At 40.9% G+C, this 26705-nt stretch carries 27 protein-coding genes; 15 read left to right on the forward strand and 12 right to left on the reverse strand.

The features are described 5' to 3' along the window. Window positions 1-155: 155 nt before the first annotated feature. Entirely contained in the window at window positions 156-2582 is a 2427-nt protein-coding gene (gene plsB / locus BGP78_RS11290) for a glycerol-3-phosphate 1-O-acyltransferase PlsB (protein WP_119861493.1), read from the reverse strand. Between the two features lie 382 nt (window positions 2583-2964). Between plsB and rpsJ the strand changes: the two genes are divergently transcribed. Genes rpsJ through rpsQ form a run of 11 tightly spaced genes read left to right on the forward strand, consistent with a single transcriptional unit; the run spans window position 2965 to window position 7929 of the window. Continuing rightward, window positions 2965-3276: a 30S ribosomal protein S10 gene (rpsJ, locus tag BGP78_RS11295; protein ID WP_010367096.1), complete on the forward strand. Its 312-nt coding sequence runs from the start codon at window positions 2965-2967 to the stop codon at window positions 3274-3276. A gap of 27 nt (window positions 3277-3303) precedes the next feature. Continuing rightward, entirely contained in the window at window positions 3304-3939 is a 636-nt protein-coding gene (gene rplC, locus BGP78_RS11300) for a 50S ribosomal protein L3 (protein ID WP_010367093.1), read from the forward strand. A 17-nt stretch (window positions 3940-3956) separates the two neighbouring features. Continuing rightward, the gene (rplD, locus tag BGP78_RS11305; RefSeq protein WP_010367090.1) at window positions 3957-4559 is read left to right on the forward strand and encodes a 50S ribosomal protein L4; all 603 of its coding nucleotides are present in this window, start codon (window positions 3957-3959) and stop codon (window positions 4557-4559) included. Then, window positions 4556-4858: a 50S ribosomal protein L23 gene (gene rplW, locus BGP78_RS11310; RefSeq protein ID WP_010367088.1), complete on the forward strand. Its 303-nt coding sequence runs from the start codon at window positions 4556-4558 to the stop codon at window positions 4856-4858. The genes rplD and rplW overlap by 4 nt, the downstream gene beginning before the upstream one ends. 17 nt (window positions 4859-4875) lie before the next feature. After that, a complete protein-coding gene (gene rplB, locus BGP78_RS11315; RefSeq protein WP_010367086.1) occupies window positions 4876-5700 on the forward strand; it encodes a 50S ribosomal protein L2 in 825 nt (274 codons plus the stop codon). A 16-nt stretch (window positions 5701-5716) separates the two neighbouring features. Then, entirely contained in the window at window positions 5717-5995 is a 279-nt protein-coding gene (gene rpsS, locus BGP78_RS11320) for a 30S ribosomal protein S19 (RefSeq protein ID WP_010367084.1), read from the forward strand. Between the two features lie 12 nt (window positions 5996-6007). Further along, on the forward strand, window positions 6008-6340 hold the full coding sequence (gene rplV / locus BGP78_RS11325) for a 50S ribosomal protein L22 (RefSeq protein ID WP_010367080.1): 333 nt from the start codon (window positions 6008-6010) through the stop codon (window positions 6338-6340). A 12-nt stretch (window positions 6341-6352) separates the two neighbouring features. Continuing rightward, window positions 6353-7054: a 30S ribosomal protein S3 gene (gene rpsC, locus BGP78_RS11330; protein ID WP_010367078.1), complete on the forward strand. Its 702-nt coding sequence runs from the start codon at window positions 6353-6355 to the stop codon at window positions 7052-7054. A 13-nt stretch (window positions 7055-7067) separates the two neighbouring features. Beyond that, window positions 7068-7481 carry a 50S ribosomal protein L16 gene (gene rplP, locus BGP78_RS11335; RefSeq protein WP_010367077.1) on the forward strand — a complete coding sequence of 138 codons (414 nt, stop codon included), beginning with the start codon at window positions 7068-7070 and terminating at the stop codon, window positions 7479-7481. Then, complete coding sequence (gene rpmC / locus BGP78_RS11340; protein ID WP_010367076.1) at window positions 7481-7672, forward strand: 50S ribosomal protein L29; 192 nt, start codon at window positions 7481-7483, stop codon at window positions 7670-7672. The genes rplP and rpmC overlap by 1 nt, the downstream gene beginning before the upstream one ends. Next, entirely contained in the window at window positions 7672-7929 is a 258-nt protein-coding gene (rpsQ, locus tag BGP78_RS11345) for a 30S ribosomal protein S17 (protein WP_010367075.1), read from the forward strand. Before rpmC ends, rpsQ begins: the two co-directional genes overlap by 1 nt. Window positions 7930-8701: 772 nt before the next feature. Here rpsQ and metJ read toward each other — a convergent pair. Next, the gene (gene metJ, locus BGP78_RS11350; RefSeq protein ID WP_010367074.1) at window positions 8702-9022 is read right to left on the reverse strand and encodes a met regulon transcriptional regulator MetJ; all 321 of its coding nucleotides are present in this window, start codon (window positions 9020-9022) and stop codon (window positions 8702-8704) included. A gap of 295 nt (window positions 9023-9317) precedes the next feature. Here metJ and metB point away from each other — a divergent pair, with 295 nt between their 5' ends. Further along, window positions 9318-10541 (forward strand): cystathionine gamma-synthase, encoded by a 1224-nt coding sequence (gene metB / locus BGP78_RS11355; RefSeq protein WP_119861494.1) that lies wholly within the window; start codon window positions 9318-9320, stop codon window positions 10539-10541. 4 nt (window positions 10542-10545) lie between these two features. Next, window positions 10546-12894, forward strand: coding sequence for a bifunctional aspartate kinase/homoserine dehydrogenase II (gene metL / locus BGP78_RS11360; protein ID WP_119861495.1), 2349 nt, complete (start codon window positions 10546-10548; stop codon window positions 12892-12894). Window positions 12895-13224: 330 nt separating this feature from the next. On the opposite strand, the gene BGP78_RS11365 is transcribed toward metL, so the two are convergent. Continuing rightward, entirely contained in the window at window positions 13225-13980 is a 756-nt protein-coding gene (locus BGP78_RS11365; RefSeq protein WP_119861496.1) for an ABC transporter substrate-binding protein, read from the reverse strand. 73 nt (window positions 13981-14053) lie between these two features. On the opposite strand from BGP78_RS11365, the gene BGP78_RS11370 reads away from it, so the two are divergent. Next, window positions 14054-14749: a DNA-3-methyladenine glycosylase I gene (locus BGP78_RS11370; protein WP_119861497.1), complete on the forward strand. Its 696-nt coding sequence runs from the start codon at window positions 14054-14056 to the stop codon at window positions 14747-14749. A gap of 2 nt (window positions 14750-14751) precedes the next feature. After that, window positions 14752-16188, forward strand: coding sequence for a YdiU family protein (locus BGP78_RS11375; RefSeq protein WP_119861498.1), 1437 nt, complete (start codon window positions 14752-14754; stop codon window positions 16186-16188). 63 nt (window positions 16189-16251) lie between these two features. Here the strand turns inward: BGP78_RS11375 and BGP78_RS11380 are convergent, their stop codons facing one another. The 9 genes from BGP78_RS11380 to BGP78_RS11420 all read right to left on the reverse strand — a co-directional run bounded on the left by BGP78_RS11380 (window position 16252) and on the right by BGP78_RS11420 (window position 26700). After that, the gene (locus BGP78_RS11380; protein WP_147386078.1) at window positions 16252-17232 is read right to left on the reverse strand and encodes a gluconolaconase; all 981 of its coding nucleotides are present in this window, start codon (window positions 17230-17232) and stop codon (window positions 16252-16254) included. Next, on the reverse strand, window positions 17232-17999 hold the full coding sequence (locus BGP78_RS11385; RefSeq protein ID WP_119861500.1) for an SDR family NAD(P)-dependent oxidoreductase: 768 nt from the start codon (window positions 17997-17999) through the stop codon (window positions 17232-17234). Before BGP78_RS11385 ends, BGP78_RS11380 begins: the two co-directional genes overlap by 1 nt. 42 nt (window positions 18000-18041) lie before the next feature. Then, entirely contained in the window at window positions 18042-18719 is a 678-nt protein-coding gene (locus tag BGP78_RS11390; protein WP_119861501.1) for an HAD family phosphatase, read from the reverse strand. Window positions 18720-18733: 14 nt separating this feature from the next. Continuing rightward, window positions 18734-19939, reverse strand: a complete 1206-nt coding sequence (locus BGP78_RS11395; protein ID WP_119861502.1) for a hypothetical protein — start codon at window positions 19937-19939, stop codon at window positions 18734-18736. Beyond that, entirely contained in the window at window positions 19932-21611 is a 1680-nt protein-coding gene (locus tag BGP78_RS11400; protein ID WP_119861503.1) for an FAD-dependent monooxygenase, read from the reverse strand. The genes BGP78_RS11395 and BGP78_RS11400 overlap by 8 nt, the downstream gene beginning before the upstream one ends. A 70-nt stretch (window positions 21612-21681) precedes the next feature. Then, entirely contained in the window at window positions 21682-22476 is a 795-nt protein-coding gene (locus BGP78_RS11405) for an outer membrane lipoprotein-sorting protein (RefSeq protein ID WP_119861504.1), read from the reverse strand. Between the two features lie 28 nt (window positions 22477-22504). Then, window positions 22505-24874, reverse strand: a complete 2370-nt coding sequence (locus BGP78_RS11410) for an RND family transporter (protein ID WP_119861690.1) — start codon at window positions 24872-24874, stop codon at window positions 22505-22507. A 144-nt stretch (window positions 24875-25018) separates the two neighbouring features. Continuing rightward, a complete protein-coding gene (locus BGP78_RS11415; RefSeq protein ID WP_119861505.1) occupies window positions 25019-26035 on the reverse strand; it encodes a ketoacyl-ACP synthase III family protein in 1017 nt (338 codons plus the stop codon). A gap of 83 nt (window positions 26036-26118) precedes the next feature. Beyond that, the gene (locus BGP78_RS11420; protein ID WP_119861506.1) at window positions 26119-26700 is read right to left on the reverse strand and encodes a glutathione S-transferase family protein; all 582 of its coding nucleotides are present in this window, start codon (window positions 26698-26700) and stop codon (window positions 26119-26121) included. Window positions 26701-26705: the final 5 nt, after the last annotated feature.

Below are 26705 nucleotides of genomic sequence, written 5' to 3' on the forward strand. Positions count from 1 at the left end.
TTCATTTGTAATAGCCCGCTATTACTACATAAAAGCGCCTTGATGTTGAACAAAATATCATCATTGGATTGTACGTATGTTTGCTTTCAAAACACTTTCTATTCCAAAACCCTTATCCAAACCTGAGGTTATATACTCACTTTATTGCGGCATAGTTAGAGAGTATCACTGATAGATTGCCAGATACTTGCGGGTAATAATGCATGTAAGTGAGCTTTAAGATCGGATAATTGCGCTGTAGGCTCAATACATTGTTGTTCTGAAATAGTAATAAAGCCGTGTGCTTTAAGACTTGAAACGAATGAGACTAATACCTTCTTGTCAAAAAACTCTGGGCTTTTAATACCGTGTAAAGTGCCCAAACGCTTTGCCAAAACATCATTTTCAGACTCAAGATTTGTACGTGTAATACCCTGATTCGAATCGATTAAATTCACCGTGATAGCATAGCGTTGTAAGGTTAAATGACTGACTTTACCTAGCATTTCGAGTTGTGCAAATGCATGACTGTCAGTGCGTGTAACCGCGGTTGTACCATCAAACTCGATGAGGTTGTTGCTGGCAAATGCGTTAAGTATGTCAGTTATATAGCCTGAGCGAAGTGGTGTTAAAAACCACTCCTTTGCAAAAAATGGATATAAACGCGCCAGTTGTGCTTCGCACTCAGCCAATGTTGTGGAGCGACAGTTCACCAACTGCTGTGCAATCACACTCGGGACCGCAAATAAATGAATAATGTTATTTCGATAGTAATTAAAGAGTGTACGCTCTTGCTCTTTTATCGCGATAATATCACCTAATTCATCATGAAGAACATCGAATTTTTTTAGCTGTAACGCATGTTCAAGCAGCTGTTCAGCGCTGTCTGCTGGTAACGTTACTTGATCGTTGTATTTAGCATCACGGTGTAGGGAAAGGTAAAACTCCAGTTGCGAAAGTAGCTTTTGTTTACTCAATGCAAATTGGCTATTGCTGAGTAATATTGTGGCGAGTAAATTTACGGCATTCAAAGCGGCAGCACTGTTGATGTTAGTCATAATATCGTCGGCTAAATCAGCCACTCGGCTATTTAACCAAGCTGGCTTTTGCACATCAGTTGGGTGTACTGCTTGATGCCAATCGGCTTGGTGTTCATTCAAATACTGGTTAACGTTAATAGGTTCACCAAAATTTAAATAACCACGGCCATAGTTTTTCAAGTTCTTCATTGCTTTAAATACCGCAAATACAGACTCGTTCTTTTTGTTACTTCCTGCCAACTCTTTAAGGTAGGTGTTGATCTCCATGACATGCTCGTAGCCGATATATACAGGCACAATAGAAATGGGTCTATCAATACCACGCAACATGGATTGGATGGTCATTGCCAGCATACCTGTTTTTGGTGGGAGTAAACGCCCTGTGCGACTGCGTCCCCCTTCGGTATAAAACTTAACAGAGTACCCTTTAATAAATAGTTGGCTTAAATATTCTTTGAATACGGCAGAATAGAGTTTGTTACCGGCAAATGAGCGTCGAATAAAGAATGCACCTGAGCGTCTAAATATGCCGCCTGCAGGGAAAAAGTTTAAATTCACACCGGCTGCAATATGGGGAGGAACTAACCCTTGGTGATAAATCACGTAGGTAAGCAGTAAATAATCCATATGGCTTCTGTGGCATGGTACATAAATAATTTCGTGGCCTTTGTCGACTAAGTTGTGGACGCGGTCGGCATATTTAATTTCTATCCCATTATAAAGCTTGTTCCAAAGCCACGTAAGTAGCCGTTCACCCACTCTCACCATCGCATCTGAATAATTTGCGGCGATCTCTTCTAATAGGTTTTGTGCATTTAAGCGAGCTTCTTCATGGGTCAGCCCCTTACTTTTCGCTTCTTCAGCAATTGCTTTTTTAATACTTGGCGATGCCAGCAAAGAATTAAACAGCTGCTCTCTAGAAGGTAGCTTAGGTCCAGTCGCTGCGAGCTTTTGGCGACGAAAGTGCACTCTTGCTACTCTGACTAACTTATGTGGCAACTCTTCAACATCAGCTTTGTCATTGATCAATTGATTAAGTTCAATGGGTCTGCTGAATCGTACCAAGTTGTCACGACCAGAGAAAATCAGTACAAAAAGTTTGCGCAGCCAACTGGGCGTTAATGAATGAGAGAATAGGGTGCCGATACCCGGTTTTTCTTTTCCGGGGTTACGGCCCCACAATATGGTGACTGGAATAATTTGCGCTTGGCACTGTGGGTCGAGTTGTAATGCAGCAAAAATCTCTTTACCTATCTCAAGGGCATTGCTTTGTTTGGCCTGTTTAGCAAACAGTGGAGTCGGGTTTTGTAAGCCGATGAATCGGGTGATCTCTTTTCCAGCAAGTGTTTGTAAGTGTGTTGGACGTGGTAATTGCAACTGTCGGCATACGCTATCTAAAGCGGCTATATCTGAACGGGCATTTAAACGCGCCACATAAAATGTGGGTAACTCAGGGTTGAGTTTAAATTGTTCGACAGGGTTTTCGGGTAACAGTTTAGTTCTAACCAATAATGCATTAGCCCACCGTGACAGCTGATTTAAACCTTGCGAAATAAGTCTCATAAAACACCACATTTAAAAATTTGCGATAGCATAGCAAGCTTTCACTGGACTGACCATTTCAGCGTGCGGTCTAATATTGGTGAAAGTAAGGAAGCGCCTAGGGTGCGAGTAAAATACCTACATTTATTGATATTTATACGCCCATAAATAACTTAGCATTACTTGTTGCATTTATCACCAATATCATTATAATGTGCGGACTTTCTACTGTTATAGACAGTTAGAAAGCAAATAGAGCTTGGATTTCAAGCTAAAAACAGGAACTCCGATTTGGAGTTCAATGGTAGAAATAAGAATCCCAACCGGCAAATAATTCGTTATTTTGTTCTGGTGGTATTTTTATGCTCTTTTTAAATGCTCTTTTAATTGAGGTTGTTAAAGAATGTCAAATCAACGCATTCGTATTCGCCTAAAAGCTTTTGACCACCGTTTGATTGACCAATCAACGGCGGAAATCGTGGAAACAGCGAAACGCACTGGCGCTCAGGTACGTGGTCCAATCCCACTTCCAACTCGCTTTGAACGTTTTACAATATTGACTTCTCCGCACGTGAACAAAGACGCGCGAGATCAGTATGAGATCCGCACCCATAAACGTCTGATCGACATCGTAGAACCAACTGACAAGACTGTAGACGCTCTAATGCGCCTAGACCTTGCTGCTGGTGTTGATGTTCAAATCAGCCTGGGTTAATCGGAAGATTAGAGAGGTTTTAGGAAAATGGCATTAGGTCTAGTCGGTCGTAAAGTGGGTATGACACGCATCTTCACTGAAGATGGTGTATCTATCCCTGTGACAGTTATTGAAGCAACTCCTAACCGTGTTACTCAGATCAAATCTGACGCAACAGACGGTTACAATGCGCTTCAAGTTACTGCAGGCGAGAAAAAAGCAAGCCGTGTAAACAAAGCAGATGCGGGTCATTTCGCAAAAGCTGGTGTTGAAGCGGGTCGTGGCCTGTGGGAATTCCGCCTAAATGGTGGTGAAGGCGATTTTGAAGTAGGTAATGAACTTACTGTTGAATTATTTACTGATATCAACAAAGTAGACGTTACTGGTTCTTCGAAAGGTAAAGGTTTCCAAGGTGGTGTTAAGCGCTGGAACTTCAGCATGCAAGACGCTACACACGGTAACTCTTTGTCTCACCGTGCTCCTGGTTCAATCGGTCAAAACCAATCACCTGGTAAGGTGTTTAAAGGTAAGAAAATGGCCGGTCATATGGGTGCTGAGCGTGTAACGACTCAGAATCTTGAACTAGTACGTGTTGACGCTGAACGTAATCTGCTTCTAGTTAAAGGTGCTGTACCTGGCGCTATTGGCGGCGACGTTATCGTTAAACCTGCTGTTAAAGCATAAGTCCTGGAGATTTAGTGATGGAATTAGCAATTAAAGGCGCTGGCGCGCTTGAAGTTTCCGAAGCTACTTTTGGACGTGAGTTTAACGAAGCATTGGTACACCAAGTAGTTGTTGCATATGCAGCAGGTGCTCGCCAAGGTACTCGTGCTCAGAAGACACGTTCTGAAGTTAGAGGCGGTGGTAAAAAACCATTCGCTCAAAAAGGTACTGGCCGTGCACGTGCTGGTACAATCCGCAGCCCAATCTGGCGCAGCGGTGGTGTAAGTTTTGCAGCTAAGCCGCAAGACCACAGCCAAAAAGTTAACCGTAAGATGTATCGCGGTGCAATCAAAAGCATTTTGTCTGAGCTTGTTCGTCAAGAGCGTTTAATCGTTGTTGAAAGTTTTGGTCTTGAAGCACCAAAAACAAAAGAATTAGTTTCTAAGCTTAAAGAACTTGAGCTTAAAGACGTGCTTATCGTGACTGAAGAAGTAGATGAGAATCTATTCCTATCTTCACGTAACCTTTATAAGGTTGACACTCGTGATGTAGCTGGCATCGACCCAGTAAGCCTAATCGCATTCGATAAGGTACTTATTACTGCAGGTGCTATTAAGCAACTTGAGGAGGCGCTAGCATGATCCGTGAAGAACGTCTTTTAAAAGTAATTCTTGCTCCACACATCTCTGAGAAAAGCACGATCGCTGCTGAAGAAAACAACACGATTGTTTTCAAAGTAGTAAACGATGCAACTAAAGCTGAAGTTAAAGCGGCAGTTGAGAAGCTTTTTGAAGTAGAAGTAACTGGTGTTCGCACTCTAAACGTTAAGGGTAAAACAAAACGTACAGGTCAACGTTTCGGTCGTCGTAGCGACTGGAAAAAAGCCTACGTTACTCTTAAAGAAGGTAGCGAGCTAGACTTTGTCGGCGGCGCCGAGTAATAAGGGGAGTTAGAATTATGGCACTTCAAAAGTGTAAACCAACTTCTGCGGGTCGTCGTCACGTCGTTAAAGTGGTTAACTCTGAGCTACACAAGGGTAAGCCATACGCACCGCTTTTAGAGAAAAACTCTAAATCAGGTGGTCGTAACAACAACGGTCGTATCACGGTTCGTCATATCGGTGGTGGTCATAAGCAACACTATCGTTTAATCGACTTCAAACGCACTAAAGATGGCATTCCAGCCACTGTTGAGCGTTTAGAGTATGATCCTAACCGTAGCGCAAACATCGCTCTTGTATTATATGCAGACGGTGAGCGTCGTTACATTATTGCACCTAAAGGCCTTAAAGCCGGTGATCAGATCCAGTCAGGTGTTGATGCACCTATCAAAGCTGGTAACACATTACCGATGCGTAACATGCCTGTAGGTTCGACTGTACACAACGTAGAGTTAAAACCTGGTAAGGGTGCGCAAATTGCACGCTCTGCTGGTGCATACGTTCAAATCCTAGCACGTGAAGGTCAATACGTGACTCTACGTCTTCGTTCAGGCGAAGTTCGTAAAGTTGAGTCTGACTGTCGCGCTACCTTAGGTGAAGTAGGCAATGCTGAGCATATGCTTCGTTCACTAGGTAAAGCAGGTGCTAACCGCTGGCGTGGTATTCGTCCGACAGTTCGTGGTGTTGCCATGAACCCGGTTGATCACCCACACGGTGGTGGTGAAGGTCGTACTTCTGGTGGTCGTCATCCTGTGTCTCCATGGGGTAAGCCTACTAAAGGTGCTAAAACGCGCAAGAACAAGCGTACGGATAAACTAATAGTACGTCGTCGTACTAAGTAATAGTTGAGGAATTGCCATGCCACGTTCTCTCAAGAAGGGTCCATTCATAGACCTACACTTGCTGAAGAAGGTAGAGAAGGCGTTGGAAAGCGGTGACAAGAAGCCTATAAAGACTTGGAGCCGTCGTTCAATGATCATCCCTAACATGATCGGATTGACCATCGCTGTCCATAATGGTCGTCAGCACGTACCTGTATTCGTTACAGACGAAATGATCGGTCACAAACTAGGTGAGTTTGCACCTACTCGTACTTACCGCGGCCATGCTGCGGATAAGAAAGCGAAGAAGCGTTAATAGGGGAATATGATGGAAGCATTAGCTAAACACAAATTCGCCTCTGGTTCGGCGCAAAAAGCACGTCTAGTTGCAGATCAGATCCGCGGACTTCCGGTAGATCGCGCACTAGAAATCCTGGCATACAGCCCAAAGAAAGCGGCTGTATTGGTTAAGAAAGTACTTGAGTCTGCTATTGCTAACGCAGAGCATAACGAAGGTGCTGACATTGATGAGCTACGTGTAGCTACGATCTTTGTGGACGATGGTCCTACAATGAAGCGTATTATGCCACGTGCTAAAGGACGCGCAGACCGCATCCTTAAGCGTTCAAGCCACATCACTGTTGTGGTTTCAGATAGCTAGGAGATATAAGTAATGGGACAAAAAGTTCATCCTACTGGTATTCGCCTAGGTATCTCTAAACCTTGGGTTTCTACCTGGTACGCGAGTACAAAAGATTTCTCTGGGCAGCTTTTTGGCGATCACAAAGTACGTACATTCCTTACTAAGGAATTGAAAGCGGCTTCTGTGTCTAAAATCGTTATCGAGCGTCCAGCTAAGTCAATCCGTGTAACAATTCATACAGCTCGTCCTGGTGTTGTTATCGGTAAGAAAGGCGAAGATGTTGAAAAACTTCGTCAAGCTGTAACTAAGATTGCTGGTGTACCTGCTCAGATCAACATTTCTGAAGTACGTAAGCCTGAACTTGACGCACAATTAGTTGCTGACGGTATTGCATCTCAGTTAGAGCGTCGTGTTATGTTCCGTCGTGCTATGAAGCGCTCGGTACAAAACGCAATGCGCATTGGTGCTAAAGGTATCAAAGTTGAAGTAAGTGGTCGTCTAGGCGGCGCTGAAATCGCACGTTCTGAATGGTATCGTGAAGGTCGTGTACCTCTACATACTCTACGTGCTGATATCGACTACGCAACTTCTGAAGCTTTAACCACTTACGGCATCATCGGTGTTAAAGTTTGGATCTTCAAAGGCGAAGTAATTGGTGGTTTACCACTAGTTCAAGAGCAAGAGAAGCCAGCTAAACGTGCACCGAAGAAAGCCAAAAAAAGTGCTAAGTAAGGGGTAGCGATTAATGTTACAGCCAAAACGTACAAAATTCCGTAAAATGCATAAAGGTCGCAACCGCGGTCTTGCTACAAGCGGAAACAAAGTAAGCTTCGGTTCTTTCGGTTTGAAAGCAACTGGCCGTGGTCGTATGACTGCACGTCAAATTGAAGCAGCTCGTCGTGCTATGACACGTCACGTAAAGCGTCAAGGTAAAATCTGGATCCGTGTGTTCCCAGACAAGCCAATCACAAACAAACCGCTTGAAGTTCGTATGGGTAAAGGTAAAGGCTCTGTTGAGTACTGGGTTGCAGAAATCCAGCCAGGCAAAGTACTTTATGAGATGGAAGGTGTGCCAGAAGAGCTTGCTCGTGAAGCATTCAACCTTGCAGCTCGTAAATTACCTTTCAAAACAACATTTGTAACTCGGACGGTAATGTGATGAAAGCTAGCGAACTTAAAGACAAAAGCGTTGAAGAGCTTAATGCTGAACTTCTTGAGCTTCTTCGTGAGCAGTTTAACCTGCGCATGCAAACAAGCACTGGTCAGCTAGCTCAGACTCACGAGTTAAGAAAAGTACGTCGCAGTATTGCGCGTGTTAAAACGGTTATCAACCAGAAGGCAGGTGCATAATGACTGATAAAATCCGTACTCTTCAAGGTCGTGTGATCAGCGATAAGATGGAAAAGTCTATTGTTGTAGGTATCGAACGTCAGGTTAAGCACCCGATCTACGGTAAATACATCAAGCGTACAACTAAGTTGCACGTACATGACGAGAGCAATACAGCTAAAGCAGGCGACACAGTTACTATTCGTGAATGTGCTCCTATCTCTAAGAATAAATCTTGGACTTTAGTAGACGTTATTGCACGTCCTAAGCAAGCTTAATTTTAGTTTTAAACTAATTTAAGATTTGTCTTTGAAAGCCCCGGCCTTTGGTTGGGGCTTTTGTTTTATGCAGCCATTATTACTTAACCTCAGGTTTGGATAAGGGTTTTGGAATAGAAAATGTTTTGAAAACAAACTTAACTACAATCCAATGATGATATTTTGCTCAATATCAAAGCGCTTTTATGCAGTAATAGCGGGCTATTACAAATGAAAGTAACGCCGAGAGTGAGAACAATAGCTTTATTGGGCAAATTCGCTTATCCAGAGCTGAGGTTACTTACATAGCGATTATGTTACTGGTCTCTAGATAAATATTGCCCTTTCCCTCGCCCCTCCTTCCTATCTTTTCATACCGCGATATGTCGCAGTGAGCTTTTATGACTAAATTTGTGACCACACAACGCGTGACTGGTTTAATTACGTTATATACGCGACCATTCTTTAGACGAGTACAAGCAACAGAAATGGCCTGAGTTTATCTGTTCTGCAAGTGTTTGGTTTAAAATCAAATATCAATGTAGGCAGAAAGTTATCGCATCGTCGTTTTGTTTATCAATTTAGATGCGTCTATCGTCAGCGTGACTTTATCATTGCTGTACTTACGATGACTGCGTGAGATTACGTGCCATGGTAGAAAAGCGTTTAGAGACCGTTAATGATTAATAACGAGTATGAATGCGCTGAAAATGTAGGGTGTAACACCGAGAGTGATTGGCGTTAGCGGTGACCTAAGCGAGAATAGGAAGCCCGCTATGGGGCTTCATATTGGCTATTCTTCGTCAATGGTCGGCACTTCTAACCCCATTGATTCCATAATTTGACGTACTTCTTCTGGCACTTTCTCTGGATTATCTTTACGTAAGTCTTCGTCATTGGGTAACGGTTGACCTGTAAACGCGTGTAAAAACGCTTCACACAGTAATTCACTGTTTGTTGCATGACGTAAGTTATTAACTTGTCGGCGCGTGCGCTCGTCAGTTAATACTTTTAATACGTTTAACGGTATAGATACCGTTATCTTTTTTACTTGTTCAGATTTTTTGCCGTGTTCTGCATACGGGTGAATATATTCACCATTCCATTTAGCCATAATGTTGTTGTTGCCTTTATTGTGTAGTGCCTATCCGACGGAACTATTTACTTACTGCTGCCATTATATGACATTGTTTACGATGGTCTAGGCAAAAGCCCCTTTACTTGCCATAGTAAGTATTTTATTCAATCGTACTCGCGACCATTTTTTTGAAGTGGCGAAATTTTATCGGTTTAAACAAGATAGTCAAATACTAAGTAAATAGCCATTTAGCAGTATAAATGTTTTGACTTCTAGTATTTATTAATCTAACCTTTTAGACGTCTAAACATCCAACTATCTAGGTGATGATATGAGTGAACGTAATAAATCAACCATCGCAGTACGCCATGGCATAGAAGCAGACAAGCACCATGGTGCGGTCGTACCGCCGTTATACCTATCAACTACGTACTCATTTGCAGATTTTGATACCAAACGAGATTATGATTATGGTCGCAGTGGTAACCCTAATCGAGATATTTTAGCTGAAACATTAGCTCAGCTAGAAGGCGGTGAGAGAGGTATTATTACCGCAACGGGTATGTCTGCTGTTCACTTAGTGACGCAACTATTAAATAGCGATGATACGTTGGTGATCCCCCATGACTGTTATGGGGGCAGTTATCGTTTATTCACATCATTGCAAAAGCGTGGCTTGTTAAACCTTGTCGTACTTGATTTAACACAGCCTGAAAGCTATCAGAAGATTTTAGATATAAAGCCAAAAGTGGTATGGATTGAGACACCGAGTAACCCAATTCTTCGCCTGACAGATATAGAAGCTGTGGTAAAAACCGCGAAGCAAGCAGGTGCATTAGTGGCTGCAGATAACACCTTTTTATCACCGGCATTACAAAACCCGATTAAGTTTGGTGTAGACATAGTGGTTCACTCAACCACTAAATATATTAATGGTCATTCAGACGTGGTTGGTGGTGCCGTGATCGCACGTACTGCAGAGCTGGGTGAGGAGCTAGCATGGTGGGCAAACAACATTGGTATCACTGGCGCACCCTTTGATAGTTATTTAACGCTTCGTGGCTTACGAACGCTGAATGTACGTTTAAAGCAGCATCAAGAAAATGCCTTGGCGATTGCCAAGTATTTGGAGCAATCGGACTATGTTAGTCAGGTGTATTACCCTGGCTTAGAATCTCATCCACAACATGAACTGGCCAAAAAGCAACAAGCTGGTTTTGGCGGCATGGTGAGCTTTGATATAAAAGGCGGGTTAAGTGACTCAGCTGCATTTTTGACTTCATTAAAAGAGTTTTCATTGGCGGAATCACTGGGTGGCGTAGAGAGCTTAATTTGCCATCCGGCAACCATGACGCATGCAGGTATGGATGCGACAGCTCGTCTTGAAGCAGGCGTAGGTGATACGCTGATCCGAATTTCTGTGGGTATTGAAGAGTTAGATGATTTGGTGGCTGATCTAGAGCAAGCGTTTAAACGCACTACACCAGGTCAAAGCAAAGGATCTGATGAGGCAAAAACTTTTAAATTAACACCGGCTCATACGGTTTTGTGGTAGAAAAATGACAAGAGTAGTACATAAATTCGGTGGCTCAAGCTTAAGCTCTGCGTCACGCTATCAAGCCGTTGCTCAAATAATACTTGGGCATTGTAAAAGTGGTGATTGTGTCGTGGTTTCAGCGGCGGGTAAAACCACTAATACCTTAGTTAAACTTTGGCAAAGTTATCAGCAGCAAGATCAACAAGCTTTTTCAGATGTATTGATTCAGTTGGAAAAGCACCAGAGCGAGCTAGTTGACGAGTTGTTTTCTGGCGATATGCACCGAGCACTCAAAGAACAGCTAGACACTGAGTTAGTGGCCATTACTCAATTAGCTCAGCAATCAGAATTACAAGAAGCACCTTTACTTGCCCATGGTGAATTATGGTCGGCTCGTTTATTAGCGAATTATCTAGCTGAGCTTAAGGTAGCGGCACGTAGCATCGATGCGCGTCAACTGTTTACGTTGCATGATTCACAGTTGTTGCATCAACAGAATAAAGCTGCATGTTACGCCCAGCTGCAAGATGCGGTGGTCTATGTGGTTACCGGATTTATTGCGCAAGATTGCGATAAAAATACCGTCACATTGGGTCGTAATGGCAGTGATTATAGTGCCACGCTACTCGCCAGTTATATTGATGCCAGTTCAGTCTCAATCTGGACTGATACGCAGGGTGTGTATAGCACTGACCCACGTAAAGTGAGCAATGCGCTGAAATACCCAAAGGTGTGCCGTGCTCAAGCAAACTTATTAGCAAGGCTGGGTAATCCAGTACTGCACGCCAAGACACTCTCTCCTTTAAAGGGAAGTAACATCAAGCTACAAGTGCGCAGCAGTTATGAGCCTGAAGCGTCACCAACAGAAATAGTAAAAGAAGGGTATAGCAAAGCAAAACGCTTTATTACCACCTTTGAGAATCTTGATTTAGTGCGCGTAGAAAACTTAGCAAAAGGCGAAGTACGTACGTTAAGTCAGCTTATTCAACACAGTATTCATCATTTTACTGTTAATGGTGAAGCGTACTTACTGTTGCCTGCAACATTTACGCATATTGTTGCACAGCAGCTCGCTGGGCGCATTAATATTGTAGAAAGTAACCTTCAAGGGTGTGCACTGGTTGCGCCTTCATCAGAGCTCTCAGGGCTCAAGCAGCAAGCAGAGCAATTATTCCATGATCGTGAAGTGGTCGTTCGCTTTGCCCATCAAGATAGTGATTACGCTTTATTCTTGACCGATCAGGCATTAGACAGTGATCTTTTAGCTGTATTGCACGATAAGCTTATAAATAAAGGTCGGGAGCTGGCGGTAATTATTGCCGGCATTGGTAATGTCGGGGATGTATTTTTACAACAATGCCAGCAGCAAATTACTCGTTTACAATCACAGTTTGATTTAAAGGTTGTTGGTTTACTGCGCTCAAAAGAGATGGTGTTTTCACCGAGCGGTATCGAGTTATCGGCATGGCAGACACAATGGAAAAATGAAGCGCAGAGTTACAACAGTAAGTCGCTTGTTGAACACATTTCAGAATTAGATTATGAACATAAAGTGGTGATTGATATCACTGCAAGTGAATCATTTAGTTTTTTGTATCCGGACTTTGTCGCCAGTGATTGCCACTTGATCAGCGCCAATAAATACGCAGGTACTGCCGACAGAGGTTGGTATCAATCATTACGAGAGCAGCAACGTGAGCGTAACTTACATTGGCGTTACAACACCAGTGTTGGTGCCGGTTTGCCTATCAACTTTGCATTGGCTGACTTACAAAATAGCGGTGATGTGATCACGTCAATTGAAGGAGTGTTCTCAGGTACTCTCTCTTGGTTATGTAGTAGTTTTACTGCGGATCAAAAGTTCTCTGACTTGGTGTTAGCTGCACAAGAAATGGGGTATACCGAACCAGATCCCAGAGAAGACTTATCAGGTAGAGATATGCAACGAAAGTTGCTCATATTAGCGCGTGATTTAGGCTTGGAACTCGATGTTGATGACATTGCATTAGAGCCTTTAATGCCGGTGCATTTAGCGGAAGGTAGTTGGGATGATTTTTTAGCGAAACGTGATGAATTAGACACATTTTATGCTGCGAAATACCAACAAGCAGCTGATGAAGGTAAAGCGCTTCGTTACACAGGGCAATTAAGTATTAGTGACAGTGGTAGAGTGACTGCAAAAGTCGGAATTGCCTTTGCTGAGGCTGGCTCGGCGATTGCGAATTTAACACCGGGTGATAATATCTTTGTGATAAAAAGTGTATGGTATGAGCAAAACCCGTTGGTTATCCAAGGTCCAGGTGCGGGTAAAGAAGTTACTGCAGCAGGTATTCACTCAGATTTGTACTGGTTAACACAACAGCTTAAGTAGTACCTAAAGGGTGTCTGGTTGATTCATATAAGGCGGTGCTTTAAAGTTCATCGCCTTATATGAGAAGCTCGTATAAACATAAATTTGAAATAGATAAAGTTCATGTATCATCATCTACTAGAAGCAGTCGGAGTACATAAACTAGGTCCAAATTAATTTTACAAGTGTAGCTCGGGTCCTGTTTCTACATCGTGTTATTCTCTCAATCGTGATCTGGCCTAATAGGATAGGTACACAATCCAGTCGTATTTTTTATGCCCTCATGTTCTAAGTTTTTGTATTTCTGACTAAAGTCGGGAACTAACCTCAAGGTATTCAACGGTAAATGAGCTAACGTAAAGTATTTACTTTGGAACAATGCTGTTCATACTGACTCAGATACTCCTCATCTTCCAACAAGGCATATAAACCTTTGTTAAATAGTTCAGCATATTGTTTATGCTGTTTATTGATTAATAAAAAACCTCGTTTTATATAGGCTGGCTGTTTTTGTGTAGTGAGCATTGCTTTTTGAGACGCTGATAGTGAGTGCTTGTACACTTTTGCGGTGTTTTCATCCATGATCATCACATCGGCACGTTTGCGTAAAATGAGCGGAAAGTTCTTATTCGTATAGGTTGCTTCAATGGTTTTGATATTGTGGTTTTTAATTGAGGTGAGTAAGCCTTTGGGGTAAGTGAGCCCTTTATTAAGTAGCAACGTATAGGGTTTTAAGTCTGTATATGTATGGTACTTTAATGGCAAACTTTTCAAATGATAGAAGCGACTGACCTCTTGTGTGATAGCGTGTTTGGTATAAATGTAGTCCTCACTACGTTGTTCACTAAAATACCAGTATGCACTGCCGATAAATTCTGATTTCATACCATCTTGATAAGCACGCTCCCAAGGCATAAATACAAAACGTGTCTCAATGCTATATAACGCGAAGACATCTTTTATCAAAGAAGCAACGCAGCCTTGATGTTCTTTTGATTGATCAATATAAGGTGGCCACTGGCCTGTGGTAATATGGACTCGTTTGGCAAGGGGCTCACTCTGCACATTGATACTTAACAGTAAAATCAGACTAAATATAAATTTCATAGAGTGGCTCATCGACGCTTTATTCTAAATATAGATAATCATCATAGATTTCGAAATAGGATCACGTATAACAATGGAAACATTTTCGGATATTTACGCAAGAGCTTCAGCACGTAAAGGCTCAGAAAAGATATTAATGTCATTAATTAGTAACCCGTTAGCGGCCGCTGAGTTAAGCACCATCTCGGACGATGTATGGTTAGAAGAGTTTACACGAAAGGTTTTTCAAAGTGGCTTCTACTGGTCTGTTATCAATGCAAAATGGCCGGGTTTTCGAGAGGTGTTTTGGGATTTTAATATTGCTAAACTATTGATGATGTCGCCAGAAATATTAGAACAAAAAGCGGCGGATGAACGTATTGTACGTAATTATAAGAAAGTACAGACCATCCCTGAGAATTGCTACATGATTTATGATGTGCAGCAGGCCACAGGCTCATTTTCCGAGTTTGTCGCGCAGTGGCCTTCAGATAATATTATTGGCTTATGGGCATATTTGAAAAAAAATGGTGCAAGATTGGGTGGAAATACAGGGCCCTTTGCGTTGAGGGCTATAGGAAAAGACACTTTTTTGTTGAGTCGGGACGTAGAGGCATATTTACGCGCTCATGAGATCATCGAAGGGGGGTTGCAAAGTAAAAAGTCATTACAAGCTGCACAGGATTTCTTTAACGAACTAGTTAAGCAAAGTAACTGGTCATTACACGCGTTAAGCCAGTTGGTGGCTTATAGTGTTGGCGATAATCAGCTTCCAGAGACAGGAGAATAATCATGACATTCTTAAATAGGTATGATGACATTAGCCAAGAATTTGCACCAGTCAGTAAACCCCGTCAGAGTTCGACCCCCTCTCTGTTGTTGTGGAATGAAGATTTAGCAAAGAAGCTTGCCATGCCAGTAAGTCAAAATGATGCGGCGGAATTACTCAGTGGTAATAAACTCCCACTTGGTGTATCACCTGTTGCCTTGGCTTATTCAGGCCATCAATTCGGACACTTTAATCCTACTTTAGGAGACGGACGAGCACATTTACTGGGGGCGTTTAGCGATCCTCAAGGTCAGCTGGTAGATATTCAGTTAAAAGGCTCTGGCAGAACACCTTTTTCTCGAGGGGGAGATGGGCTATGTGCACTGGGCCCTGCGGTAAGAGAGTTTGTAATGAGCCAAGCCATTTCTGCTCTAGGTGTACCAACAACACATTGCTTGGCGGTTGTGACCACTGGCGACTTTGTGTTTAGAGAGCAAGCCGTTGCTGGCGCTGTGGTTAGTCGAGTGGCTAACAGCCATATTCGAGTTGGGTCATTTCAGTACTTGGCATTAAAAGATGATAAGCAAGGCATGCAAAACTTAATGGAGCATGCCATTACGTCCCATTATCCCGATATTACAGAAACGGGGGATGCACGTGTTGTGGCGTTTTTGACTGCAGTATGCGAAAAGCAGATTGAGTTAGTGATTCATTGGTTAAGAGTTGGCTTTATTCATGGCGTGATGAATACCGACAATACGTTAGTGAGTGGAGACACTATTGATTATGGCCCGTGTGCAATGTTAGAGGCTTTTGACTTTAACCAAGTGTATAGCTCAATAGATAGACAGGGGCGCTATGCGTTTGGTAATCAACCAAATATCGCAAATTGGAATTGTGCACGTTTAGCTGAGTCATTATTGACGATTATGACGTCAGAAGAGGAAGCTGCATTAAATATGTTAACGACTGCCATTGGTATGTTTTCGGACAAGTTTAATCAGGCTTACCAAGCAATGTGGGCAAGCAAACTCGGTATTTTAGAATGGGGCGAGTCAGATGGAGAGTTGCTCTCTGAGCTACTACAACTGATGCACAAACACGAACTAGACTATACAAATACATTTGCAGGGTTGACATGTGTGGCTCTTAACTCGCTAACGGAGCAATTCCCACTTACGAATGAATTGGATAAATGGGTAGAGAAGTGGTTATCTCGACTAGCTCCATACGGTTTAAAGGAATCGGCTAAATTAATGGTGGTTTCAAATCCGGCGATCATACCGAGAAATCATATGGTGGAAGAAGTCATTTCGAGTTTTTATACATATGGTAATAATGAGGGTTTGCAAGACTGGATTGCAGCGATCAACAGTCCATATGAGTACGCAGTCTATAAAGAGTACTGGCTTGCGAAACAGAATATAGGGCCAGATTATAAAACTTTCTGTGGTACATAACACAACATGTATTGAGACACGTGGAAATAACTAATGCGTCTCAATACATGTTGGCACTTTCATTTATAGAATATCTTTAAGGTTTACCTCCCGAACAAAAAACTTATCTGGGATCGGCAGTATGCTGTCGTTGACAAGTAAGTGTCGTATGCGACTTTCAGTGACATATGCGGTGTCGTTAATAACGGTTAGGTTGAGAGGAGACTCGATGTTATCAGCGAGCGTGATCACTTCATATGGTTGTTCCCCATTTAAGTCTATAAGGTTCAGCTTACCATTCCCAGTTGATGGAGAGCCTTCTAATATCAATAATTTCCCATTTGGAAGTACATGTAATCCATCCGGGTTATCTAGCGTTCTACTCAGTTCTATTTTGTCGACGGAATTACCGTCAGAACTTACTTCTAAAAGGTGTCCTGCACTATACAAGCCTACAATTAAGTTTCCACTATTTGTGAGAGAGATACCAGCCGGCCCTAACTGGCCGGGTGAAAAGAGAGGGCTTTGTGCAAAGGCTAGTAGAGCAGATTTTGGTGACTCAATATGATGAATCGTATCTTCTAAGCTATCAGTTATATAAACACCGCCTTCACCATCAAGAGCGATGTCATTGCAAAACCCTTTGTTTGGCATTATCCATGTTCTTATTACACTTTTGGTTTCAACATCAATGGCTGCGACACGGTTTGACCTACGTACTACTGTACCTGTTTTATCTTTTTTTCCTAAATAGTCAGGCGATGCAATCCAGAGGATGTTTGTTTCCGAGTCATACCTTAAACTTGTACCTGCAAATACCTCTTCATTTCCTGAGAAGAAGGTCTCGACTTCCCTCTGACCTGAAATTTTTAGAATATCACCACTGACAACAGAGCCGACAAATATGTCGTTATCTTCATTGTGTGTTATACCATTGGGGTATTTAAAGTGACTGGGCAAATCAAATCGCTGTGTATCTGGTTGACTGAGGGTTGCCCATGAAGTGAATACTAGACCAGCTAATATTAAAGTTTGATTTAGCACGCGTAATGAATTTTGCATCATTAACCCCTTTGTCCAGGAATAGAATAACCACCATCAATAAACATTGATTGTCCTGTGATATTACTCGCCCTATCACTGATCAAATATGCGGCTAAGTCTGCAACCTCTTCTGGGGAGGCCATTTTCCCTAATGGATGAGATTGTGAAAATATATCAAGGGTCTCTTGATTATGTTTAAAAGCTTCTCGCGTCATTTCTGTGTCTACGCCACCAGGGTTGATATTATTCACACGAATGCCATATTGAGCTAACTCTAAAGAAGCGGGCCTGATTAAACCATCTATTCCAGCTTTACTTGCAGAGTATACTGTGGAGCCAGAAAACCCGCCAGCGGAAAGCCAAGAGGATGTATTGACGATAGCGCCGCCACTTTTTTGCATAGCAAGTGCCTGTTCTCGAATGGAAAGCCAAATAGACTTCAGATTGGTATCAATGGTGTCATCCCAATCAGCTTCGGTTTGTTCTAGCATCGGAACAAAATTTCCTATTGTGCCGGCATTGTTGAAAGCAAAATCTAGCCTGCCATAGATATTTTTTGCTTCTTTAACCATACGTTTTATCTCCTTACTTTTTGATATATCGGCAACAATATAATTGGCCTCTCCCCCCATGTGTGAAATTTCAGATACGAGAGATTGCAATAGTTCGACTCGGCGGCCAATGACGATCACTTTTGCACCTTCTTGTGAGAAAAGCTTGGCTGCTGCTCTACCAATTCCTGAAGTTGCACCTACGATCATGCCACATTTATTTTGCAGTAAACTCATCTTTTTATATCTCCTTACTGTGAGTTATAGTTTGTATTGTGTTTAATTTTTAGCTTGAAGTATTTTCCATTGATGTTTTTTGGCTTCTGCCTCTAAGTGTTCATTTCCTATAATAATTGTGGCACTACCCACTGCATGTAGCATGGGAGCGTCACTGATATCATCACCATAGGCGTAACACTGTTCAGCTGAAACCTTATGCGATTTAAGGAATGCTTGAACTGCGAGGGCTTTTCCATCACCAATAGTTTGAGGTGGTTTGATTTCTCCGGTAATAACCCCATTTTCTTGAACAATTTGGGTAGCTAAACAGGCGTCAGCACCTAGTTTTTTTATAATTGGTTCTAACAATTCTGGAAATGAGCCTGACACAAATACGATGCCGACACCTGATTTTTTGTGTTCATTAAGTTGCTGAACAGTGCTCTCTAAGAGTAAAGAGTCTAACGTATTAATTAGGTCAGCTGACCATAGTTGAGCGCATTGATAAAAGTGTGTCGCCGGAACACCTTTAAAAAGTTGATAATATGCTTTATTCGTCAGGTTACGGTTGCTATTGTTTTTAGCTAGCTCTAAAAAGTGTGCTTTTTCTGACTTTTTGATCTGGTGTTGTATATCGCTGTATTTCTCATAGAACTCCAAGAATGAAAACATACTCTTTATGTTAATAAGTGTATTGTCTACGTCGAAGAATGCATAGCTTTGATATTTATTTGTCATTTAGAGAACCTTTTTTAAAAGTAATATGCTAGTAAGAACTGAGCATAACTTTCTGAATTTAAATAGAGTAACTTGTCACTTGTACCACTGTGTTTAGCTGCCTTATTAGCGCCACCATAGCTTCGAGCTTCGAAAGTGATTTTTAGGTTGTTACCGATACGTGTGCTTGCTTCCAATGACAGAGTATTTTCTCCCGTTATTTGATCCCACGTAAGTCCAATTAATGCCTCAGTTGACTGAGGGTCATTACCTACAAAGCGCCAACCAGAAAACCAATCATGTTCAAATGACGATGGTCCTGCGGTACCTCTATCATCAAAAGAATACTCGATGAGCCAGCCAACATCTATCTGACTATCAAATAACCCAACATGTGTATATTCAAACCCGAAAGTACTCGCGGTATACCGATTATTTTCTTGTACTGCACTGATGAGCTCTAATTTCCATAACCAGTTTTTGTTAACATATTGAGAAACAAACCCTGTTTGTTCTAATAGAAAGTAGTGGGGTACAAATTCTGTTGTGTTATCGGACGTATATTTTTTTAGAGTCGGGGTGCGATTCGTCCCTGAAAAATGAGAAAACGCAAAATCCCAGTTACTGATTGTATGACTATAGCGAATAGCCAAATCAATGTTGTCTTTTTTGTTGCTTGTTTCAAAATAGGCCGCATCATTTATGATGGGGTATTCGGTTCTAAATCGGCCTTCAGTACCAGGAAAGCGCCTTTCCCTAAATCCAAGCAGTGCATATAAGTCGATGCTTCCCCAGTCATAAATGTGTGTCCATTGTATTAATGGTTGGCCAAGCTTATCTTCTCCATCCGGGTTTTCTACTAAATCCGTTTGGTTAATAACATCGACCAAATGTTGAGACTCAGTAACTCCCCAAAAAACCCTACTGATCCCAATACGGATATCAGAATTGTCTATAATATGGAGCCAGGAAAGCTCCCTGATATCGATATGACTTCGTTGTGAATCTTCAGAGTCTACTCGAGAAAATAATCGTCCAGTATATATATCTGTGCCTTGCTGACTTTCGTACCTAAATTCAGGTTCAAAATGAGCAGATATTGTGGTGTCTGTTGTGTTGAAGGCACTCTTCTTCTCGAAATGACGAAGTTCAGTACCAACTTCTAGTTTCCAATTAAAATTTTCAGCTAAGCTAGGTAAACTATTCAAAAGCAGAGCAATAGCCGTAATTTTTTTAAACATTATTGACGACCAATTTAGTTTTTTCAGCAGTATTATTGAGAGAGGAATAATTCGGTAAATACCTGATAAATAATGATTTTAAGAAAGGGTTTAATATAGAGACAAATTCAACACATTTATTCCTATGAGCAATAATTCCATCTGGTCTACATATATAACTCCCTGGCTCATCCATGCCAAATGCTTTGTGGATAAAATAAGCATTATCATGAATAACTTCCACATTAGGTACATTAGCGGCTTGTTTATTTGTGATTTGAATCACGTTAAAGAGACTTTTATATTTGTCTAGCGCGACCATGAATTTTGATAGTTGCTTATTAACCTCATGGCTATTCATATTCGCAGTGAAAATTAAAACAGAGAACTTTCCATTTGGTTGTAGTTTTAATGGATCCCCTGCTATATCAATAGGTGGAACAACCCGAGGCAATGGATCCCCTAGTTCAATGGAGCAATTGAAGTAATGTGTATCTTGTTGTGAGAAGTTATGCCGATAGTGACTTAATATTTGACTCATGTTAGTAGCTAATTGGGTACCAAAGTGTGATTTCATGAGCCATGGGAGGATCATATTCGTTAGTGACTTCCTAATTGGCGAGCGTGTGCCACTCAGGAGTTGAATAGCTTTATCTGTGCCAAATACAGTTATTTCGCCAGCGTGCCGCCTTTCTATTTCGTAGTCATCTAAAAGTTCTAAAGGTGATTGCTCTTTAATAACCAATGATAGTCGCCATGTTAAATTATATGCATCTAACACGCCTGTGTTTAAGCCTTGTCCACCACCAGGGCTGTGTACATGGGCCGAGTCACCAGCTAAAAACACGCGGTGCTTCCTATATTGCCTTGCCAGTTTCTTATGGACTTTGAACCTTGTGACTTGTTGAGGTTCTGAGTAATTAATATTTGATAACGCCCCCATTTCTTTGAGTGCAGAGTCAAATAGAGCAAGGTCGATATCATCAATATCTCTTTTTGAACTGGTATCGGGCCCCGTGACTCTTATTTTCCCATCTGGCATTGGGACAACAGCAAAGCTACTATTTTTAGATAGGATGACATTTGCTTCATCGCTTGGAAAATCTCTGGAGAGGTAAGATTCAGCAAGTAACCAGCTTTCTTCATATTGCTCACCATCAAATGGAATAGCGCACAATTCTCGAACTTTAGACCTAAATCCATCCGTACCTATAATAAAACGATATGCATGAGTTTGTAGTGTACTATCCGGCATTTTTAGTTGAGCTGTAACAAATTGATCACTTTGGACGAAATCAATTAACTCAGTTTGCCGTTCTACAAATACGCCAAGTTCATTTAAACGTGTTTCTAATATGCTTTCTGTATCACTTTGAGGGATGCTGAGCATAAATGGATAGCTTGTCGGTAACTCTCTAAATGAGATCCCTGCCACGCGTTTCCCTTCGGTATAAAAGCCTATTCCGTTAATAATTCGGCCATGAGTCATTATGTTTTTTATGACATCTATATCTTCAAAAATTTCTAGGGTTCGTGCATGTAGCCCCAAAGCCCTGCTGAAGTATTCGTTGCTAGGTATACGGTTATTTTTATCGATAATACGGCAAGTTATGCCTTCACGGGTCAGTAGAATCGCCGTTGTGATGCCAATAGGCCCAGCTCCTACGATCAGTACTTGAGGTTCAGGGGTCATATTCGAAATTCCTTTTTAACATTTCTAGTACAGTTGGCGCGGTAACGCTTTACCGCGCTTCATTTATTGATTATCTGAGGCGTTTTAATGCTCGTGTACTGAAGTGACTAGGGGGAATTCCTGTACCTAAACTGTAGCCTTTAAGCTCTATTTCAGTACGTGTTTTCTTTTGATGATTGACCATGACTAATTTGTCAGCACGCCAATACTTATCTAAATATAAGTTGTAGTTGATAAATTCTTGAGTTTTGAGAAGTGACCCCTTTCGGTCATAATAATCAATTTTTTGACTAATATAGTGCTCTGCATCGACCCACACAATTTGTTTGGAATAACCAGAGGTATCGCTCACAGGATCTCGTTCCAGTTTAAACATTTTTCTCCCGATTAATGTTTCGTCGCCGAGATACTTATATGTGTACTTTTCAACTTCTTGAGAAGTTATATCTTCATAGGCGAAGTCGCTCCCCATAAAGGGCCCTGACTTGTTATCAGAAGCTATTCGTTTCACGCGGTTTAAAGCTGGAAGAAAAAGCCATTGATCATCGCTACCTTGTTTATATGTAAATGATAGAAAAGCAGTGCCACCCACATCGGCTGGTTTATCAAAGATCACAAGTGTTTTGTCACCATTATTTCTTACCTCTAATGCCTTGTTGCGCATGTAACGGATGCTTTTATTTCCTTGGCTGTTGAACATTGTCATTTCAATGTTGACTTCTTGGTCTTTCCATCCAGAGTCGCGTATTTCCATTTCAGTCGCAATCTCTAACCCTTTATGAGATTGGTCATCACTCGCGACTACTGAACCTGAAAATATACATAGTACTGACAGAACCAAAATAGGTTGTTTTGTGAATATCATAATGAACTCCTTTTAATATTTAATAATTCTAATTGGCCGTTTTCATTGAGGGCGCGCTAGATAAGCTTTTTGTATCTAATTGGGCCTTCTTCGATCCATCTACGAGCAGTAAAACCGCGGGTAACAGCAAGAAGTCAATTGTTAATGCGGCAAATACAGTTATCGCTGAAAGAATGCCTAGGGTGCTATTAATTAGAAATGGCGAGGTTGCGAGGACAATAAAACCAGTCATTAGAGTGACCGATGTAAATACAAGGGCTACACCGACACTGTTGTATGCATAACTCAACGCTTTTTCAGCTGAATAGCCTAAGTCTCGCTTTGCTGATACATATTTTGATAAGAAATGTACGCAATCATCTACGATTATTCCTAATGTGGCGGATGCAACGATAGAGATCGCCATGCCAGCTTCTTGATATAAAATAGTCCAAATACCAAATGCTATAATTGCTGGGAATATATTTGCGATCATACTAATTAGTCCGTATTTAATGCTACGCAAAGAGATGAACATGAATATTGTTACTAACAAGAATGATAGGGCTGTTCCCGTAATCATTCCTTCAATATTAGCTTTAGACATGTGAGAGAATACAACCGTGGCACCTGAGCCAATTATTGGGTCATATGACGCATTGTTACGCCACCAGTTTTCGCCTAATTCAGCCGCTTTCCTTAACTCTACGGTTGAAACATCTCGCATAGTCACGATTAACTTCGTTTCAGATTTATCCATACTAATCTGGTTGGTTAAATCTAAACCGTAAGGTAATGACATTTCATATAATAATAAATACTGAGCTGCCTCAGTGGCCGTATCAGGTAACTTATATTCATTTTGATCATCGCTATGAAGACTGCGGTTTAAACGCTTCATAATGTCTGTATAGACATTGACGTTGTATACGTTTCCTTGTTCCCTATAAAAGCTGGCGAATTTCTCTACCTGTTTCATGAAGTTAGGGTTGGCAACACCGTTAGGCATGTTTGATTTTATATTGAACTCAATGGTATATAAGCCTGTAAGATTGTCAGATATATAGTTTGACTCGGTTCTGAAGTTGATTTCTTCACTGAAATATTCAACGAATTTGTCATCTAGAATCAATTTAGGAATGTAAGACGAGCATACACTGATAAGTAAAATCGAAGTTATAATTATCGAACCGCGTCTTCTAACAACAAACTCATTTAAGGTATTGAAAAACTTACCAGTTATAGTTTGTTCTGTACTACGGGCTTTTACTTTAATGGGCAATAGTGTTAGAAGGGCAGGCAGAATTGTTACTGATAAGATAAATGCAAATATAACACCAATTGCTGTGATATTACCTAAATCATGATACGGGGGAGCATCACTGAAGTTTAAAGATAAAAACCCGACAACAGTCGTTAAACTCGTCACAAGTATAGCTACAAAATGTTTTTTGACGCTTTCAATTACTGCAAATTTACGTTCCACACCGTTACGCATTTCTGAGACCATTCCCATGATTATGTGTACTGAATCGGCGACAGCGAGTGTCATTATTATCGTTGCAGCGATAGAAGAAGGAGCTGTTATAGGGATTCCTAAAAAGCCGACCATGCCCATTGCCGACATTTTCGATAGTTGTACTATGGCGAGTGTAGCTAAAAGCATCCACATTGATCTGAATAAGACGAGTAACAGTAAAATCATTAAACCATGCATAATAGGCGTTAAATTTTGTAGATCTGAAGCCCCTACTTCACCAAATGTCGCATTCAATACAGTAACTCCAGTTAATCGGATTTCAACTGGGTAACGAGCTTCTATATCTTTAATTAACTCTCTAGCAGCACCGACAATTTGAAATGTTTCCATTGGCGATTCTCCAGGAAGCTGAATGATGATGTTCATCCCTGCATTTTGGCCATTAGGAGAAATAATTCGATTAATTAGAAGAGGCTCAGTTAAAGCAACTTGTTTTATTTTATTTATTTTTACTTGATTTAGCTGCTCTGGGTGTCGTATAAGGTCTTCAACAATTAATCCTTCCTCATTGGCTTCTATATGTTGAAAGTTTGCTAAAGAATCCACTCTAGTGACAAATGGAAGTTGCCAAGCTTTATTGGTCATTTCATTCAATGCCGTTAAGACTTCTTTAGAGAAAATGTCTTTTTCAGTTGTGGGTGTTATAGCAAAAAAGACGTTATCATTTTTACTATAAGTTGCCTCTAACTCCTCCATTGCTGTAATTTGAGGTGTCGTCTCACCAAAGAAATATTTATAATCAGTATTTACACCAATCTTACTTTGCCCTTGCCCGATTAGAAAACATACTAAAATAGTCAGCGCAATAACGATGAACCTATATTTTACTATTTTACAGGTGTATTCATATAATGTAGATTTCTTTATTTTATTTGTCATGTTTTTAAATGCCGGTTTTATTTGTTTGTTTAATTTTAAATAAAACAATTCTAAGTTTTATTTTTCTTTTTTTATTTTAAAATTTCCACTGTTTAAATCAATGATCATTATTGAAACAGCACTTTTTAAAATGGAGGTTGTTTTTTAAATTTTTGGGTTGTATTCAATTAACATGGTGCTACAGCTAAAACCGGCGCCAGCACCAATTAGAATTATTCTATCCCCTGGTTTTAATAATTCTTTCTCTTTTAATAAAGCAAGCCCTAAAAATTGATCTGAGGCTCCTGCATGTCCAATGTATTGGCCGAATTCCCAAAAGTTTCTTTCTGCTAACTCTAGAAATATAGGTTCGTAAAGGTGAGAGAGTATGCTTTTTCCTACATTTGGTAATACTAACCACTTAGCTTTATTTGTTCCTAAGGAGGTTTCCTCCATAAGAGTTTTTTTTAAGGACTGTAGAGCGTTTTGCATGTTTAAAATGAAAGCTTCTTTACCATGTTTATTTAAATAATCTTTTTTAGCAGATCTCGTATCATAGTAATCATCATGAGCAACTTGCGTTTCAATCTTGGGGGTGGATTGACGATGCATTATTTCTAACTCGGAAACAGCACAGTGTTGAAAATGTAGTATTTCAAATGGACCTGGGTGTGTACTTAAGAGTGCTGCAACCGCGGCATCACCATACACCACAGCATAATCAGATTGCCACCGGTCGAAGTCTGAGGTATTAAATCTATCAGCAGAGGTAATTAATGCGACTTCATTGTCGTTAGCAGTAAGGTGATCCATCGCGAGTTTTGCGCAGAGCATCATGCTATTGCACCCGTGATTAACTGATACAGCAAGCGATTGATTAATATCTAATTTATGTTGTAAGTATGCCGCTGGCTGCCAAAGGTGTTTCTGGCCTTGTCTATGGATGTAACTATATGTTAGAAATGAAATTTGGCTGTGTCTAAAGTTACTTTGTTGGATACTCCTTTTGGCACATTCTATTACCATATCTACTGGCCAGAGGTTTTTTTCTTGGGCTATTGCTTTATATTGATCTTTGTGAGCTTCATGTTGAGGGTAACACCCTGTAGAAATAGCCTCTTGAACAGGTTGGCGATAAGGTGGAATGTAGGACTCACAGGTGTGTATGTAGATCTGTTTCATTGCACTTCTCCTTTCTATAAATCGATAACTTAAGAGCCCCAAACTCTTTTCTGTTAGGAGTCTAGGGCTCTTTATAGTGAGGCTTACGGTTTAAAATAAGGTAGGCTTTGCAAGTGAAGCCAGTATTTATGAAGTTTTGGTGTTTTTTCCAAAGTCAGTGGAAAGATGTTTGATTGCCATTTCAAAAGAACATATGCATAGAAGTCCGCAATTGTTATTTTATCACCAACTAGGTACTCAGAGTCAGTGATAAATTGCTCCCATGTTTGCAAGTTTTTATTTAAAACTTGAATCGCTTTTTGCTCAACAGCTGGAAAGTGCTGCTCACCATTAATATAAAATTCAGGCCTAAACTTAAGCAAGTACCCTTGATATACGGATGTACTTAGAAAACCAATTAACTCATCAACCTTCGTTTCCATGAAGTCCGAATCACCAAGTAACTCAGGCTTGTTCCTTTTAGCTAGTAATCGTAAAATAGTTGCAGTCTCAGTGAGTGCTGTATCAGTATTTACCAGGAGCGTTGGGACTGTTGCGCGTGGATTCACTTTCTCTAATTCAGAGCGAAAGTTATTACGAGGTCTTTCCTCTAGAGAAATATTTAAATACTTGGCCATGGCTTTAACTGAATCGGAGCCTGAACCGTTAATTGTATATAAAATCATATTAT

Source organism: Pseudoalteromonas sp. MSK9-3, from assembly GCF_003590335.1.
Taxonomy (GTDB): domain Bacteria; phylum Pseudomonadota; class Gammaproteobacteria; order Enterobacterales; family Alteromonadaceae; genus Pseudoalteromonas.